Genomic DNA, 14043 nt, shown 5'->3' on the forward strand with positions numbered 1-14043 from the left:
CCGGGAGGTGTAGTTATGGCGAGAAACAAGCCGCTTGCGAAGAAGCTCAGACTTGCCAAGGCCGCCAAGCAGAACAGGCGCATTCCGGTCTGGGTCATAGTCAAGACCAACAGGGAGGTCATGACCCACCCGAAGAGAAGGATGTGGAGAAGGACCAAGCTCAAGGAGTGAGGTGATTTAGATGATTAAGCCCGGAGAGGAAGTCATATTCGTCGTTCCCATCAAGAAGATAAAGAAGCGCGTTCCGCGCTGGAAGAGGGCCCCCAGAGCGGCTCGCTTCGTCCGCGAGTGGATAGCTAGGCACGCCAAGGCCGACGAGGTAGTCATCGGCACCGACGTCAACGAGAAGCTCTGGGAGAGGGGCGCCGAGAAGCCGCCCAACAAGCTCCGCGTTAAGGTCGTTGTCGAAGAGGAAGAGGGCAAGAGGATTGCCAAGGTCTCCCTCGCCTGATTACTTTTAATTTAACGAGGTGACGAGATGCACATAGAAAGGCTCGATTTTGAGAACTCTCCATACCTGGGCGTTTACGGCACCGCCACCGACAGGTTAGCCCTTATCAGGGAGGGCCTCGGCGAGAAGAAGCTCGAGGTTCTCAGGGAGGTTCTCAAGGTTCCGCTCATTGAAACGAGCATAATGAAGTCGCGCATAGTGGGTATATTCGCGGCCGGGAACTCCAACGCGATAGTCGTCCCCTGGTACGTCTGGGACGCCGAGCTGGAGAGGATAAACGGTCAGCTGGAGGAGCACGGGATTGACACCGAGATAGTCCCGTTCCAGAGCACCCTCACGGCCTTCGGCAACCTCATCCTCGCCAACGACAGGGCGGCGCTGATAAGCGCCAAGTTCACCCGCGAGGAGGCCAAGAGGCTCGAGGAGATACTCGGCGTCGAGGTCGAGAGGGGCATGATAGGTGACTTCCACGCGGTTGGAAGCGTTGGAGTGGTCACCAACAGGGGCGGACTCGTCCACCCCGAGGCAACCGACGAGGAGCTCGAGTGGCTCCGCGACCTGTTCAAGGTTGATATCTACGTCGGAACCGCCAACATGGGCGTTCCCTTCGTTGGTTCCTGCATGCTGGCGAACTCTCACGGTGTCGTCGTTGGGCACCTGACCACCGGACCCGAGATAGTGAAGATTGAAGAAGCCTTGGGCTTCCTTGACTGATGATGGAGGTGTGAGCTATGGAGGTTAAGGTCTTCCGCGTTAAGGGCGTTTTCGAGAGGAACGGAAAGAGGGAGAGGTTCACCAGGGAATACCGCGGCCTCAAGGCCGAGGACGTCGTTGAGATACTCTACTCCGAGGTCGGCAGCAAGCACCGCGTTCCGAGGAACAAGATATGGATCGAGAGCGTCGAGGAGATAAAGCCCGAAGAGGCCGAGAACCCGATAGTCAGAAAGCTCAGCGGGCTCTGATTTCCTTTTCTATTCTACCCCCAGCCCGACGGAGAACTCCATTTCTTCCCTCGCCTTTCCAACGCTGAGTCTGAGCGTGAATTTTCCGTGTCCGCTCACCGTGGAGAGGCCGTTCATGGCCTTCTGGAGCTTCGGTGGGTCAAGGATTTTCTCATGGGACACCATGAGAATCGGCTCGCTTAAGAACTCGTAGGTGAACCTCCCAGGTTCGTCGCCGAAGAAGACGATGTCCTCGACCATCTTACCCAAGAGGGCGAGGTCAACGTAATCGGCCTTCTGGAGGTTCATGCTGACCTCACCTTCGAAGCCATTCTCGGACGGTTTGAGCGATACCTGGGCGTAGTCCTCCAGGTCTCCTGCCGTCATGACGTCGCTGGGGAACGTAAACCTGTAGCTCGGCGTGATGTAGAGAAGCAGAACCCCGTTTTTGAGCCTGTATCCGGGCAGCTCAATCCTTCCGGAGCCGGGGACGTCGAGCTCGAGCCTGTATTCGGCCGGGGTTAATGGGAGCTCGCTGGAGAGGACGCTCTTCTCTGGCACGAACTTTCTCGATGTATCAAAGAGCCAGCCCGATGTGTAGTACTTGGAACCCCTCCCTCCTATTCTGGGGCCTATCAGAACGGAACTTGCCGCGTTGAACCTTCCGTATTCGGCCTCGACGCTCTCAGGGAACAGGATTGCATTCTCAAGAACCTCGATCCTCCCGGAGATTTCCTCCACCAGTCTTCGGGATTTGCCTGAAATGAACCTGCCACCTGAAACAGTGAGGATTTTCATCCGAGGTCCCCGAGATGAGTGGGAAGGAAAATTTAAATCCCTTTCTCCCTCCAGCCGAGAACCCTCGACTGGTAGTGCCTCTTCGGGAAGATACTGAGCGGGTCAACTCCCCTCTCGCGGAGTAGGTGCCTCAGCTCGACCTCGTAGTCCGCCTTCTGGAGCTCCTCACTCTCCTTGATTTCAACGACGAAGAGCTTCTCCGTCAGCTCGCGTATCGTCTTGTAGCCGAGGCCGAGTAGGGGTCGTATGTAAGCGACGTTGAAGCGGTCCTCCAGGGAGCGGGCCTTCGGCAGGTCTAGGAAAGGCACCCTGTCGTCCCTTCTCGTTCCGTCGCTCACGCGCTCGACTTCGGGCATTGAGGCCACAGCCTCGAGGGCCATCTCGTGGATGAACTGAATGGCGTTGTTAGGGTGGCCGTCGCTGAGTGCCATATCCGCAGCCTTCTCCAGGATTTCCCTCGGCAGATAGACGACTTGGTGCTCGAAGCCCAGCCTTTCGGCGGTCTCTCTGGCGAAGCTCCAGTTGTCGAGGAGGCCGAAGCTGACGGTTACCAATCTCACCTCGTAGCCGACCCTGGTTAGAATCCACGCGGCTAAACTTGAGTCCTTGCCGCCGGAGTAGAGATGATGGACGAGCATAGCCTCACCCCGTTTCATCGATGATTGTTGCCAACACCTTTAAAAGGCCAACCTTTTTAAAGTGCTTGACCGCGAGAGCTAAGAGGTGAGAGAGATGGAGAAACGCTTACCCGGAAAGGTGAGACGCGCCATAAGGGCGAGATACTACGACATCCCTCCGAGAGCCTGGATAGGTAAGAGAGGGCTGGATGAGGGTGTCATAGAGGAGATAAACACCCAGCTTGAGAAGGACGGGATACTGAAGGTTGAGATAAGGAAGGGGGCGCTCATAAGCACCGAGCTTGACAGGCGCCAGCTTGCCGAGAAGGTAGCGGAAATGACGGACAGCGAACTCATCGATGTTCGCGGCAAAAGGTTTATATTGTTCAAACCGAGGGAAGGTTGGGAAAAGTATTTAAGGAAGCTCCAGAGAAAGGAGCTTTCGAAGGAAAAGCGGGAGGAGAAGCCCGTTAAGAAAGTCAGGCTCGATATCGCTCAATTCAGGAGGAAATTCAAGAAGGGGAGGGATTGAAAGTGGCGACAGTTTATGACGTTCCCGGTGATTTGCTCGTTGAGAGGACTGCGCAGAAGCTCAAGGAGATCGAGGCCATAAAGCCGCCCGAGTGGGCCCCGTTCGTCAAGACCGGAAGACACAAGGAGCGCATCCCCGAGCAGGATGACTGGTGGTACTACCGCGTTGCCAGCATCTTCAGGAAGATATACATCGATGGCCCGGTCGGCATCGAGAGGCTCCGCACCTGGTACGGTGGCAGGAAGAACCGCGGGCACGCTCCGGAGCACTTCTACAAGGCCGGAGGGAGCATCATAAGGAAGGCCCTCCAGCAGCTTGAGGCTGCCGGCTTCGTCCAGAAGGTTCCGGGCGAGGGCAGGATCGTCACCCCGCAGGGACAGAGCTTCCTCGACAAGATCGCCACCGAGCTCAAGAAGGAGCTTGAGGAGCAGATTCCGGAGCTCAAGAAGTACTGAGGGCCTTGGCCCTTTTCCCCTTGTTAGTTTCTGGCGATACCTTTCCCAGGTTATTAAACCCAATACCTTTTTAACCGGAGGTCCAACCCTATGGTGGGGGTGAGAGGATGGCCGAGGACATAGAGGAGATCAGAAAGCGCAAGCTCATGGAACTGCAGAAGAAGTACCTCGAGCAGCAGAAGGCCCAGGAAGAGGCTTTGAGGCAGGAGATGGAGCTTGAGGCCCAGCTTGATGCCATAATGAGGAGAATTCTCACGCAGGATGCCAGGGAGAGGCTCGGTAGGGTGAAGCTGGTTCGCCCCGAACTGGCGAGACAGGTTGAGCTGGTTCTCGTTCAGCTTTACCAGGCCGGACAGATAAGGGAGCCGATAGACGACGCCAAGCTGAAGAAGATACTCGCGCAGATAGACGCCAGAACGAGGCGGGACTTCAAGATCAAGTGGTAGCCAGAAGGTGCTCCCATGGACGCCAGGGAGATAATAAAAATACTCGACGAAAAGGGAGAGGTCAGTCTCGAAACCTGGAAGGCCGTCTCGGTTAAGAAGAACAAGGATGGAACCGTTGACGTTCTCTACAAGAACCTCCACGTTGGGACGGACGAGGACCCTGTCTTCCTCTGGATCTACGCCAACATAGTTGAGGACGACTGGGACGTCCGCGTTCTGGAGCGGATAACCTTCAAGCGCGAGGACCTCGCCTGGTTACTCCGCTACGTTGTGAAAAAAGGAGAAGGTTTATAAGGGCTTTATAAAATAGCCGGCCGGTTGGGGGTGTTTGAGTGAGCAAGCGTAGGGTCTGCCCGGTTTGTGGCTCAACGGAGTTCATCTACGACCCGGGTAGGGGAGAGGTCGTCTGTAAGGTTTGCGGTTACGTTATCGAGGAGAACGTCATAGATATGGGTCCCGAGTGGCGCGCCTTTGACGCGAGCCAGAGGGAGAAGAGGGCGAGGGTTGGTGCCCCCGAGAGCATTCTCCTTCACGATAAGGGTCTCTCAACGGATATTGGAATCGACAGGAACCTTTCCGGTTTGATGCGTGAGAAGATGTACCGCCTGAGGAAGTGGCAGAGCCGCCTCCGCGTGAGCGATGCCGCCGAGCGTAACCTGGCCTTTGCCCTGAGCGAGCTGGACAGGATTGCTTCCCAGCTCAAGCTTCCCAGGCACGTCGAGGAGGAAGCTGCCCGTCTGTACCGTGAGGCCGTGAGGAAGGGCCTCATAAGGGGACGCTCGATCGAGAGCGTTATAGCAGCGTGCGTCTACGCCGCCTGCAGGCTCCTCAAGGTTCCGAGGACCCTCGACGAGATAGCAGACATATCCCGCGTTGACAAGAAGGAGATAGGCAGGAGCTTCCGCTTCATAGCGAGAAACCTCAACCTCACACCGAAGAAGCTCTTCGTCAAGCCAACCGACTACGTCAACAAGTTCGCCGACGAGCTCGGACTCAGCGAGAAGGTCAGGAGAAGGGCCGTGGCGATTCTCGACGAGGCCTACGAAAAGGGCCTCACGAGCGGGAAGAGCCCCGCAGGCTTGGTCGCGGCCGCGCTCTACATAGCCGGCCTTCTCGAGGACGAGAAGAGAACCCAGAGGGAAGTCGCAGAGGTCGCGCGCGTCACCGAGGTCACCGTGAGGAACAGGTACAAGGAACTCGTCGAGAAGCTCAACCTGAAGATTCCGGTTTGAGGAAAAGAAAAGGGTCAGCGCTTCCCAAACCAGCTTTCCAGCGTGGCCTGCTTTCCTGCTTTCACGGCTTTTTTCAGCCTCTCAAGGCCGTTCTTCACCCTCTCCTCGCTGAAGTCGTGCTCGTCGCAGAGGAACTTTAGAATTCCCTCCTCGTCCGGCTCGCGCCACTTGAGCTCGTATTCGTCGGTGACTGGGGGATTCAGGAAGAACTCCTTTATCGCGTAGAGGTCAACTTCGCTGTCCTTGTTGTACTTCTTCAGCGGGTCTTTGCTGCGCTTGACGATGGTGAGGGCCTTCTTCGGTCCGATTCCCTTTATTCCGCCGGGGTTGTAGTCCGTGCCGACCAGTATGGCCATCTCTATGAGCTTCTCCCTGTCTATGCCGAGTTCCTTAAGAACTTCCTCCAGAACTATCAGCTCCGGCCTGACCTCAACGTAGACGTTTTTTCCCGGGAGCTTTCTCCTGCCGGTTATCGTGACGTTCCTCACAAGCTTGGGCGCGCCAAAGAGGAGCGAATCGTAGTCCTGGCTGGCGGAGGCGTAGACCTTCTTTCTGGCGGCCATGTATGCCGCCTGGGCCTCACCCTCGCTCGGGGCCTGAATCACGGGGATTCCCATCAGCTCAAGGAGCCTCTTGGCATCGTTTATCAGCTGCTCATTTACCTTGGTCGCACGCATCGCGTACTTCTTGGCCTCCTCGAGGTCGCCGCGCTCCAAAGCCTCGTACCACTTCTCCTCGGCCTCTTCCCTCGCCTCGCGGCGCTTCTCTATCTCCTTCTTCTTGAACTCCGGGGGCTTCCCGTCGAAAACGTACGCTGGCTTTATTCCGGCCTCCATGAGGTTGATGTTCCTGTAGAAGAGGCCGCTGAGGTGGGAGGTTATCCTCCCGCGGGAGTCCATGAGCGGCGTCCCGTCGCGCTGTCTTATGGTCGAGAGGAACTGGTATATCGCATTGAACGCGTCGATTGCAACCTTTCTCCCGTAGAGGTTCTCCAGCTCTATCTCCTTCCTTGGAACGAGCTCGCCTATCTGTACTCCCATACTCACCACCTGAAGAAAAGGTTGGATAATGAAATATTTAGCCTTTGCCTTGGGTCTTCTCAGTCCTCCACGCTCTCCTCTCCCGTTTTAATTCCATGCTCTATGAGGAAGTGCTCGTGGGCATCTTCGCGCCGCCTCTCCCTCGTGTAGACCCAGCCCATCGCGGCTATCAGAACGGCGATGGCCATGAGCATCTGCCATCCGAGTTCGGTCAGGTCTAAAGTCACGAGGAGCTCCTTCACGAGCGCCAGCACGCCTATCTCCACGACGTTCTTCATCGGAACATGGTGGTATACTATGTACATTGAGATTATCTCGAAGATCTCCAGGAATATGAGGACCAGCACTATGCTGTGCAGGGCATCCTCGGGGGTAAGACCGTTTCTGATGGACTCGATGCCAAAACTCCACAGCATCTTTATGACATAGAGCATGGTCAGCGCACCGAGGATTATGACGACGAGATCGAAAAGGGTGCTCAGCCACCTCAGAATTTTTCGCTCAATCTTAGTCGGGTTTTCCCTCATCCCACCACCTGGCTAAGAACTTGGGTCTAGGAGACTAAAAGGGTTTCGACGTTTCAATGTTCGTTCTAAATCAACGGTGTCCAACCTTCGGTTCTTTTAACGTCCGTCGAGTTTTTCATCGTCAAAACGAGAAGGGAAAAGTTATAACTCGTTTTACGGACGTGAAATTGTGACTTTCATTACGGATGAGGTGATTGAGATGGATGGAAACCTGGAGGCTCTCTTCAGACCCAAGAGCATCGCCGTCATCGGCGCTTCTGAGAAACCGGGCAAGATAGGATACGCTGTTATGAGAAACCTCGTTGAGTACGGCTACGATGGCAAAATCTACCCAGTCAACGTCAAGGGTGTTGAGATCGAGATAAACGGAAGGAAGTTCCAGTCATACAAGAGCATCCTCGACGTTCCGGACGAGGTTGACATGGCCGTTATCGTCGTTCCGGCCAAGTTCGTTCCGCAGGTTATAGAGGAGTGCGGGCAGAAGGGTGTTAAGGTCCTCCCGATCATAACCTCGGGCTTCGGCGAGCTCGGCGAGGAGGGCAAGAAGGTCGAGAGGCAGATAGTCGAGACCGCCCACAAGTACGGCATGAGAATCCTCGGCCCGAACATCTTCGGTGTCGTCTACACACCCGCCAAGATGAACGCCACCTTCGGCCCGACCGACGTCATGCCGGGCAACCTGGCCCTCATCAGCCAGAGCGGCGCGCTGGGAATAGCCCTCATGGGCTGGACGATCCTCGAGAAGGTCGGTCTCTCAGCCGTCGTTAGCATCGGAAACAAGAGCGACATCGACGACGCCGACCTGCTCGAGTTCTTCAAGACCGACGACAACACCAAGGCAATCCTCATATACATGGAGGGCGTCAAGGACGGAAGGCGCTTCATGGACGTCGCGAGGGAGGTCAGCAGGGAGAAGCCGATTATCATCATCAAGGCGGGAAGGAGCGAGCGCGGTGCCAAGGCTGCGGCTTCGCATACCGGTTCCCTCGCCGGCGCCGACAAGATATACGAGGCCGCCTTCAAGCAGAGCGGTGTTCTCCGCGCCCTCACCATAGGCGAGGCCTTCGACTGGGCCAGGACCCTGAGCAACCTTCCGGAGCCCGAGGGAGAGAACGTCGTCATACTCACCAACGGTGGTGGAATCGGAGTTATGGCCACCGATGCGGCCGAAGAGGAGGGACTGCACCTCTACGACAACCTCGAGGACCTCAAGGTCTTCGCCAACCACATGCCGCCCTTCGGTTCCTACAAGAACCCGGTTGACCTCACCGGTATGGCGGGCGCCGAGGCCTACGAGGGTGCCGTTCGCGACGCACTCGCCAACCCGAACATGCACGCCATAGCGGTGCTCTACTGCCAGACCGCTGTGCTCGACCCGCGCGACCTGGCCAAGATAGTCATCCGCGAGTACAACGAGAGCGGCAGGAAGAAGCCCCTCGTCGTTGCCATCGTCGGCGGCATAGAGGCCAAGGAAGCCATCGACATGCTCAATGAGGAAGGAATCCCGGCCTATCCGGAGCCGGAGAGGGCCATAAAGGCTCTGGCAGCGCTCTACCGCTGGAGCAACTGGAAGGCCAGGCAGAAGAAGGAGTGATTTCCTTTCTCTCTTTGTTCAGTCTTTACGACAAAAAGTTTTTAGAAAGTTTGCCCAATTCTGTGACGGTGGGTCTTGTGAAGCGCCCCATCTTAATACTGGGCGTCATCTTTGTGCTCATTGGGAGTCTCCTGACTGTGTGGGACTACAACTCACGCCCGGCGTGCACCTGTGCCTCAACCCTCTCCAATGAATCCGTGCATGAGCTGAGGATATTCAACATAACAAACGGGGGCATTGTGAACGGAACCGTCCTTGCGGTAAGGGTTCCCCTCATGGGACAAAACCTGACGGTCAGGGATCCCGAAAGGGACGTTTATGTAGTCTTCAATCGGCGGGGGGAGCTGTATCTCCCGAAAACTCCGATATTTTTCAGAAGGATTCAGGTTGATGGGCTCGGGAACGAAAAAGTAGAAGTCTATGCCAATTTGGCCGGTGGTTACGTATTTGATGTTAAACCCGGGATGTTTGTTGTCCCGGAATCTGTTGACGCCATCCAGTTTCCCCTCACCAGGTACGGTGCGGAGCTTGGATTCCTGAATCCTCGGGGGCGCATCGTGATAGTCGATCAGAACAGGACGGAAATAATCCTGGGAGATTCCATCAAGATTCCGCGGCTGAATATAACCCTCCATGGGAAACCACGGGTTCTGAAGGCCGTTTATAGCCCCACAACCCCAAAAAAGGTCTGGATAGACGGTTACGTCGATCTTGGAAATGGGAGGATTACGTACTACACCTACGGGATTGATATTAATCCCATTGATGAGACCCTTCCAGCTTTGGTGAGCGTTGAGAGGGGCTCATCGTTCACAGCCTTCAACTATTCACATTTTCGTCTCATCGAAGGGGAATGTCCGGTTGAGAAAATTGGTCCCGAAGGTCCGCTCTCCCTTTCCCTTGGCCTGCTGATGATTTTTGCCGGTCTTCTCTGGAGGACCTAACCTTTTTCTATTTCCTCACCGTCTATTCATCAGGTGATTCCATGCTCATCGCCCTCATCTCCGACATCCACTCGAACCTTGAAGCTTTAAAGGCGGTCTGGCGGGAGGTAAAGAGCGCCGACGCCGTTCTCTGTATGGGAGACCTGGTCGGCTACGGGGCGAGCCCAAACGAGGTCGTTGACTTCGTCCGGAAGCAGATGGAGAAAAGAACCTTCCTCTGCGTCCGCGGCAACCACGACAACGCGATAGCCTTTGGGGCGGAGTGGGGCTTCAATCCGTACGCGAGGCAGGCGGTGAGGTGGCACCAGCGGGTGATGACGATCGAGAACCTTGAGTTCCTCAGGAGGCTTCCGATAAGGCAGCTCTTCACCGACGATGCCGGCAGGAGCTATCTCCTCATCCACGGCTCGCCGAGAGCCCCCATAGACGAGTACCTCTTTCCCTGGTTTTCTGACGAGGAGTTCAGGGCGGTTCTGAGCTATGTCAGGCAGGACGACCTCCTCGTCGGCCACACCCACGTGCCCATGCTGAGGGTGATAGACGGCAGGAGGATCATCAACCCCGGCGGCGTGGGCCAGCCCAGGGACGGAGACTGGAGGGCAGCCTACGCGCTTATCGACACCGAAAAAGAGCCCCCAGACAACGTTGAGTTTTACAGGGTGGAGTACGATGTCGATTCTGCCGCGGAGAAGATAATAGAAGCGGGACTTCCGAGGTTCCTGGCCATGAGACTCTACGAGGGGTATTAAAATAGGGGATCACTCCCCAAGGGTTCTCGACTCTTCCTCCGTGAGTTTCCTCTTTATCGTGCCGACCCTTCTGAGCTTGGACTTGACCGCGAGCTTGCCCGAGTCTATTATGATTACCTCTCCGATGCTCTTAACTGCGCTCACAGGGATGAGGAGAAGACCCTCGTGATCGGTGACAAACTCGCTCGTATCGAGGTCCTCATCGGGCTCGGCAACTATCACAAGAATATCGCCGGTTTCCTCATCGAAGCTGAGGTCGTAGACCCAGCCGAGCCTTATACCCGTGTCGGTTATCAGCTCCACGTCCCTAAGCTTGGAGGCTATTATCTTGACCATTTTCGCCACCCCTCGGTTTAATCGTGTAAGTTCTTGGGCACCAACGTATAAAACTTTTTCCAAAGGGAAAAGAAATCAGAAGGTGTAGTAGTCGGGCCCTCCCCTCTTCTCGACCCTCGACTTTCTGCTCTCCTCGAAGTTCCTGTAGTACTCGACCATGTAGGGCGTTATGCTCGGCTTGACCTTCTTGAGGGCCTCCTCGAAGTCCCTCCTTGAAACCCTGAGTTTCTCAAGGAACTCCTCGCTCTCCTCCTCGACCAGCTCCGCCGGGAGTTCGGCCATTATCCTGCGCATCGCCAGCAGCGCTGCCTCCCTCACGAGGGCCTCTATGTCTGCTCCGGAGTAGCCTTCCGTCTTCTTCGCTAGCTCGCGGAGGTTCACATCGCTCGCCAGTGGGACGCGCTTCGTGTGAACCCTGAGTATCTCCAGTCTGGCCTTCTCGTCCGGTGCCGGAACTAGTATGAGCCTGTCAAAGCGTCCGGGCCTCAGCAGAGCTGGATCAAGGATGTCCGGCCTGTTTGTTGCGGCTATGACGACCACACCGCTGTTGCGCTCTATGCCGTCCATCTCAGTCAACAGTTGGTTGATGAGCCTGTCGGTGACCCTGCTCATGTCGCTTCCCCTGGCGGGGGCTATCGCGTCAATCTCGTCGATGAATATCACCGTCGGAGCCGCCTGGCGGGCCTTGCGGAATATCTCCCTCACGCGTTTCTCGCTCTCGCCCACCCACTTGCTGAGCACCTCCGGCCCGCGGATGCCGATGAAGTTCGCCTCGCTCTCGGTTGCGACCGCCTTAGCGAGGAGGGTCTTGCCCGTTCCGGGCGGACCGTAGAGGAGAACTCCCCTCGGCGGCTCTATTCCGAGCCTCTGGAAGGCCTTCGGGTACTTGAGGGGCCACTCAACGGCTTCCTTGAGTTCCTGCTTCACCTCCTCGAGCCCGCCGACGTCCTCCCAGCGGACGTTGGGCATCTCGATGAGGACTTCCCTCAAAGCGGAAGGCTCGACCATCTTGAGGGCCTCGTAGAAGTCCGCCTTCCTAACGCGAAGCTCCTGGAGAACCTCCGGAGGAATCCTCTCCTGCTCGGGGCTTATCTTGCCCTCGTTGATGAGCCTCCTGAGGACCACCATGGCGGCCTCCCTGGCTAGTGCGGCCAGGTCGGCTCCAACGAAGCCGTGCGTCTTCTCGGCTATCTCCTCTAGCATTCTGTCTATCAGCCTGCTCCTGACCTCGGGATAGACCTCGCTCTCGCTCTTGAGGGCCTCCTTAACCTCCTCGTCACTCTTTGCGGCCTCGACCCTCTCGATGAGCCTCTCCAGCTTGGCCCTCTCGAAGGTCTCCCTCTTCAGGAGCTCTTTGAGAACCTTGAGGACGGTGGCCTTGTCGTAGTCCGGCTCAAGGGGCATTCCCCTGGTGTGTATCTGGAGTATCTCCTTCCTGCCCTTCTTGTCGGGAACCCCTACCTCGATCTCCCTGTCGAACCTGCCCGGTCTTCTCAATGCCGGGTCAAGGGCGTCTGGTCTGTTGGTGGCGGCGATGACTATGACCTTGCCCCTGCCCTTCAGGCCGTCCATCAGCGTGAGCAGCTGGCTGACAACGCGCTTCTCAACCTCCCCGACGACCTCCTCCCTCTTCGGAGCGATGGCGTCAATTTCATCGATGAATATGATGCTCGGTGCGTTCTCCTCGGCGTCCTTGAATATCTCCCTGAGACGCTCCTCGCTCTCACCGTAGAACTTGCTCATTATCTCCGGCCCGTTGATGGCGATGAAGTGCGCGTTGGCCTCGTTTGCAACAGCCTTTGCGAGGAGCGTTTTGCCCGTTCCAGGGGGGCCGTATAGGAGAACTCCCTTCGGCGGTTCAATGCCGAGCCTCTCGAAGAGCTCCGGGTGCTTGAGCGGCAGCTCGACCATCTCGCGTATCTTCTGAATCGCATCGCTCAGACCGCCGATGTCCTCGTAGGTGACCTCCGGGATGGCTTCCTCGCGTATCTCCACCGCCTGCGGAAGAACCTCGACCTCGGTGTTGTAGGTTATCTGAACTATGCCCCTCGGGACGGTGTTCACGACGACGAACTTGAGCTCTCCAAAGCCGATGGGCATGGTCTCGAAGAGACCCCTGAGCAGCTCGTCGAAGGGTGAGCCGCCGTAGTAGCCGCCTTCACTTCTGCTGCTTGCCACGATGAGGTCTCCCTTCAGAACGGGCCTCCCCAGGAGGTTCTGCTTGACCATATCGCCGGGTATCTGGATGAAAACTCCCTTCTGGGCCGGCGCCAGCACGACCTTCTTCGCCTCCTGCACCTCGGCCTTGGCGACGGTGACGTAATCGCCGATGCTCACCCCGGCGTTCCTCCTGATGTAGCCGTCCATCCTGGCGATGTCCAGTCCACGGTCGTCGGGATGGGGATTCGCGACTATCGCGGCGGTAGTCCTCTCTCCAATCAGCTCGACAATGTCGCCGGGCTCGACGCCGAGCTGCTTCTGATACTTCCGGTCGAAGCGGACTATTCCCCTTCCAACGTCTCTCTTCAAAGCCTCCGCAACGCGGAGCTTTATCTTCTCGTACCTCTCCTCGTCTTTACCAAAAATCATCTTGACCGCCTCCTCTGCTTTTCGATAGCCTCCTCAAGCGTCAGATTGCCCAGGGCCACCTCACGGGCGAGCTTTGAGGATATCGTGATGTTACCGCTCAGCTCGCGGCTGCGTCTCTTTATGTCATCGATCTCACGCTTGGTGGGCTCCTTGGCCTCTACGAGCTCTCCGATGGGGACCTCCCTCCCCTCGCGCAGGCCTATGTTTATGGCCGCCACGATGTCCTGAACCTGGGAGACGTCTATCCCCCCAACCTTGGGGGTCGTTCTCGACTCGTTGACGACGGTGATTGGATAATCGTATCCCAGCAGGTCGGCGAGGGCTTTCAGCATGAGAACCCTCTGCCTCTTGGCCCCGTGTCCTATCTTGATTTTAGCACCGGGATACTTCTCCAGCAGGTCGAGGATTATTTCAACGTCGCGCGGGCTCTTCAGGTGGTGAACCTCAAGCACGCGGTTATCGGCGACGACGCTCAGGCCGGGCCTCTCACCGGGGTCAATGGCTATGTATACCCTTTTAAACCTCTCCCTCCCTTCGAGCTTGGCGAGCAGTTCGTCTATGAAGTTCTCGTTCCTCACGACCACCTTGACCGGGAAATCTACTCTGTCGTAGTCCGCCTCGCTCGTCAGGACGACCTCGACGTCGAAGGGTATTTTATCCCCTACCCTAAGGCTATGGAATGGTATGCGGTACTCCTTCAGCACCTTTGTCGCCAGGTAGTAAACCCTGGCGTCACTTGTTACGATGGCTACCCTCATGGTTTCTGATACGTCTCCACAATTAAAAACCTTT

Annotated in this window: 19 protein-coding genes; 12 read left to right on the plus strand and 7 right to left on the minus strand. The window is 56.7% G+C overall.

Features of this window, described 5'->3' with window-relative positions:
• Positions 1-15: 15 nt before the first annotated feature.
• The 4 genes from A3L10_RS00295 to rpl18a are packed head-to-tail and all read left to right on the plus strand — an operon-like array spanning position 16 to position 1413.
• The gene (locus tag A3L10_RS00295; protein WP_088180793.1) at positions 16-171 is read left to right on the plus strand and encodes a 50S ribosomal protein L39e; all 156 of its coding nucleotides are present in this window, start codon (positions 16-18) and stop codon (positions 169-171) included.
• 10 nt (positions 172-181) lie between these two features.
• Positions 182-451 carry a 50S ribosomal protein L31e gene (locus A3L10_RS00300; protein WP_088180792.1) on the plus strand — a complete coding sequence of 90 codons (270 nt, stop codon included), beginning with the start codon at positions 182-184 and terminating at the stop codon, positions 449-451.
• A gap of 27 nt (positions 452-478) precedes the next feature.
• Positions 479-1165 carry a translation initiation factor IF-6 gene (locus A3L10_RS00305; RefSeq protein WP_088180791.1) on the plus strand — a complete coding sequence of 229 codons (687 nt, stop codon included), beginning with the start codon at positions 479-481 and terminating at the stop codon, positions 1163-1165.
• A 17-nt stretch (positions 1166-1182) separates the two neighbouring features.
• Complete coding sequence (gene rpl18a / locus A3L10_RS00310; RefSeq protein WP_014013577.1) at positions 1183-1413, plus strand: 50S ribosomal protein L18Ae; 231 nt, start codon at positions 1183-1185, stop codon at positions 1411-1413.
• A gap of 9 nt (positions 1414-1422) precedes the next feature.
• On the opposite strand, the gene A3L10_RS00315 is transcribed toward rpl18a, so the two are convergent.
• Complete coding sequence (locus tag A3L10_RS00315; RefSeq protein ID WP_088865877.1) at positions 1423-2190, minus strand: hypothetical protein; 768 nt, start codon at positions 2188-2190, stop codon at positions 1423-1425.
• Between the two features lie 32 nt (positions 2191-2222).
• Positions 2223-2828, minus strand: a complete 606-nt coding sequence (locus A3L10_RS00320) for a DUF7411 family protein (RefSeq protein WP_088865878.1) — start codon at positions 2826-2828, stop codon at positions 2223-2225.
• 94 nt (positions 2829-2922) lie between these two features.
• Between A3L10_RS00320 and A3L10_RS00325 the strand changes: the two genes are divergently transcribed.
• From A3L10_RS00325 to A3L10_RS00345, 5 genes are all read left to right on the plus strand, one after another.
• Entirely contained in the window at positions 2923-3339 is a 417-nt protein-coding gene (locus A3L10_RS00325; RefSeq protein ID WP_088865879.1) for a YhbY family RNA-binding protein, read from the plus strand.
• A gap of 2 nt (positions 3340-3341) precedes the next feature.
• On the plus strand, positions 3342-3794 hold the full coding sequence (locus A3L10_RS00330; protein ID WP_088865880.1) for a 30S ribosomal protein S19e: 453 nt from the start codon (positions 3342-3344) through the stop codon (positions 3792-3794).
• A 107-nt stretch (positions 3795-3901) separates the two neighbouring features.
• Complete coding sequence (locus A3L10_RS00335) at positions 3902-4240, plus strand: DNA-binding protein (RefSeq protein WP_088180786.1); 339 nt, start codon at positions 3902-3904, stop codon at positions 4238-4240.
• Positions 4241-4255: 15 nt separating this feature from the next.
• Complete coding sequence (locus A3L10_RS00340; RefSeq protein ID WP_088180785.1) at positions 4256-4534, plus strand: hypothetical protein; 279 nt, start codon at positions 4256-4258, stop codon at positions 4532-4534.
• 38 nt (positions 4535-4572) lie between these two features.
• On the plus strand, positions 4573-5472 hold the full coding sequence (locus A3L10_RS00345; RefSeq protein WP_088865881.1) for a transcription initiation factor IIB: 900 nt from the start codon (positions 4573-4575) through the stop codon (positions 5470-5472).
• Between the two features lie 14 nt (positions 5473-5486).
• On the opposite strand, the gene fen is transcribed toward A3L10_RS00345, so the two are convergent.
• Together fen and A3L10_RS00355 are read right to left on the minus strand one after the other, a co-directional pair.
• Positions 5487-6512: a flap endonuclease-1 gene (gene fen, locus A3L10_RS00350; protein WP_088865882.1), complete on the minus strand. Its 1026-nt coding sequence runs from the start codon at positions 6510-6512 to the stop codon at positions 5487-5489.
• Positions 6513-6571: 59 nt separating this feature from the next.
• The gene (locus A3L10_RS00355; protein ID WP_088865883.1) at positions 6572-7039 is read right to left on the minus strand and encodes a phosphate-starvation-inducible PsiE family protein; all 468 of its coding nucleotides are present in this window, start codon (positions 7037-7039) and stop codon (positions 6572-6574) included.
• 199 nt (positions 7040-7238) lie between these two features.
• Between A3L10_RS00355 and acs the strand changes: the two genes are divergently transcribed.
• The 3 genes from acs to A3L10_RS00370 all read left to right on the plus strand — a co-directional run bounded on the left by acs (position 7239) and on the right by A3L10_RS00370 (position 10326).
• Positions 7239-8633, plus strand: coding sequence for an acetate--CoA ligase alpha subunit (acs, locus tag A3L10_RS00360; RefSeq protein WP_088865884.1), 1395 nt, complete (start codon positions 7239-7241; stop codon positions 8631-8633).
• A 68-nt stretch (positions 8634-8701) separates the two neighbouring features.
• A complete protein-coding gene (locus A3L10_RS00365) occupies positions 8702-9577 on the plus strand; it encodes a hypothetical protein (RefSeq protein WP_157726845.1) in 876 nt (291 codons plus the stop codon).
• A gap of 41 nt (positions 9578-9618) precedes the next feature.
• A complete protein-coding gene (locus A3L10_RS00370) occupies positions 9619-10326 on the plus strand; it encodes a metallophosphoesterase family protein (RefSeq protein WP_088865886.1) in 708 nt (235 codons plus the stop codon).
• A gap of 9 nt (positions 10327-10335) precedes the next feature.
• Here the strand turns inward: A3L10_RS00370 and A3L10_RS00375 are convergent, their stop codons facing one another.
• The 3 genes from A3L10_RS00375 to A3L10_RS00385 form a co-directional block, all read right to left on the minus strand.
• A complete protein-coding gene (locus A3L10_RS00375; RefSeq protein ID WP_088865887.1) occupies positions 10336-10662 on the minus strand; it encodes a PRC-barrel domain-containing protein in 327 nt (108 codons plus the stop codon).
• Between the two features lie 75 nt (positions 10663-10737).
• On the minus strand, positions 10738-13251 hold the full coding sequence (locus A3L10_RS00380; RefSeq protein ID WP_088865888.1) for a CDC48 family AAA ATPase: 2514 nt from the start codon (positions 13249-13251) through the stop codon (positions 10738-10740).
• Positions 13248-14009 (minus strand): hypothetical protein, encoded by a 762-nt coding sequence (locus A3L10_RS00385; RefSeq protein WP_088865889.1) that lies wholly within the window; start codon positions 14007-14009, stop codon positions 13248-13250. The genes A3L10_RS00380 and A3L10_RS00385 overlap by 4 nt, the downstream gene beginning before the upstream one ends.
• Between the last annotated feature and the right edge of the window lie 34 nt (positions 14010-14043).

It is taken from the genome of Thermococcus radiotolerans, assembly GCF_002214565.1.
Taxonomy (GTDB): domain Archaea; phylum Methanobacteriota_B; class Thermococci; order Thermococcales; family Thermococcaceae; genus Thermococcus; species Thermococcus radiotolerans.

Bases quoted from the DNA above. Each gene is read 5' to 3' on its own strand.
- A3L10_RS00355 (WP_088865883.1), bottom strand. From the start codon at position 7,039: ATGAGGGAAAACCCGACTAAGATTGAGCGAAAAATTCTGAGGTGGCTG.
- rpl18a (WP_014013577.1), top strand. From the start codon at position 1,183: ATGGAGGTTAAGGTCTTCCGCGTTAAGGGCGTTTTCGAGAGGAACGGA.
- A3L10_RS00370 (WP_088865886.1), top strand. From the start codon at position 9,619: ATGCTCATCGCCCTCATCTCCGACATCCACTCGAACCTTGAAGCTTTA.
- A3L10_RS00335 (WP_088180786.1), top strand. From the start codon at position 3,902: ATGGCCGAGGACATAGAGGAGATCAGAAAGCGCAAGCTCATGGAACTG.
- A3L10_RS00300 (WP_088180792.1), top strand. From the start codon at position 182: ATGATTAAGCCCGGAGAGGAAGTCATATTCGTCGTTCCCATCAAGAAG.
- A3L10_RS00320 (WP_088865878.1), bottom strand. From the start codon at position 2,828: ATGCTCGTCCATCATCTCTACTCCGGCGGCAAGGACTCAAGTTTAGCC.
- A3L10_RS00305 (WP_088180791.1), top strand. From the start codon at position 479: ATGCACATAGAAAGGCTCGATTTTGAGAACTCTCCATACCTGGGCGTT.
- fen (WP_088865882.1), bottom strand. From the start codon at position 6,512: ATGGGAGTACAGATAGGCGAGCTCGTTCCAAGGAAGGAGATAGAGCTG.
- A3L10_RS00325 (WP_088865879.1), top strand. From the start codon at position 2,923: ATGGAGAAACGCTTACCCGGAAAGGTGAGACGCGCCATAAGGGCGAGA.
- A3L10_RS00375 (WP_088865887.1), bottom strand. From the start codon at position 10,662: ATGGTCAAGATAATAGCCTCCAAGCTTAGGGACGTGGAGCTGATAACC.
- A3L10_RS00295 (WP_088180793.1), top strand. From the start codon at position 16: ATGGCGAGAAACAAGCCGCTTGCGAAGAAGCTCAGACTTGCCAAGGCC.
- A3L10_RS00385 (WP_088865889.1), bottom strand. From the start codon at position 14,009: ATGAGGGTAGCCATCGTAACAAGTGACGCCAGGGTTTACTACCTGGCG.
- A3L10_RS00340 (WP_088180785.1), top strand. From the start codon at position 4,256: ATGGACGCCAGGGAGATAATAAAAATACTCGACGAAAAGGGAGAGGTC.
- A3L10_RS00380 (WP_088865888.1), bottom strand. From the start codon at position 13,251: ATGATTTTTGGTAAAGACGAGGAGAGGTACGAGAAGATAAAGCTCCGC.
- acs (WP_088865884.1), top strand. From the start codon at position 7,239: ATGGATGGAAACCTGGAGGCTCTCTTCAGACCCAAGAGCATCGCCGTC.
- A3L10_RS00315 (WP_088865877.1), bottom strand. From the start codon at position 2,190: ATGAAAATCCTCACTGTTTCAGGTGGCAGGTTCATTTCAGGCAAATCC.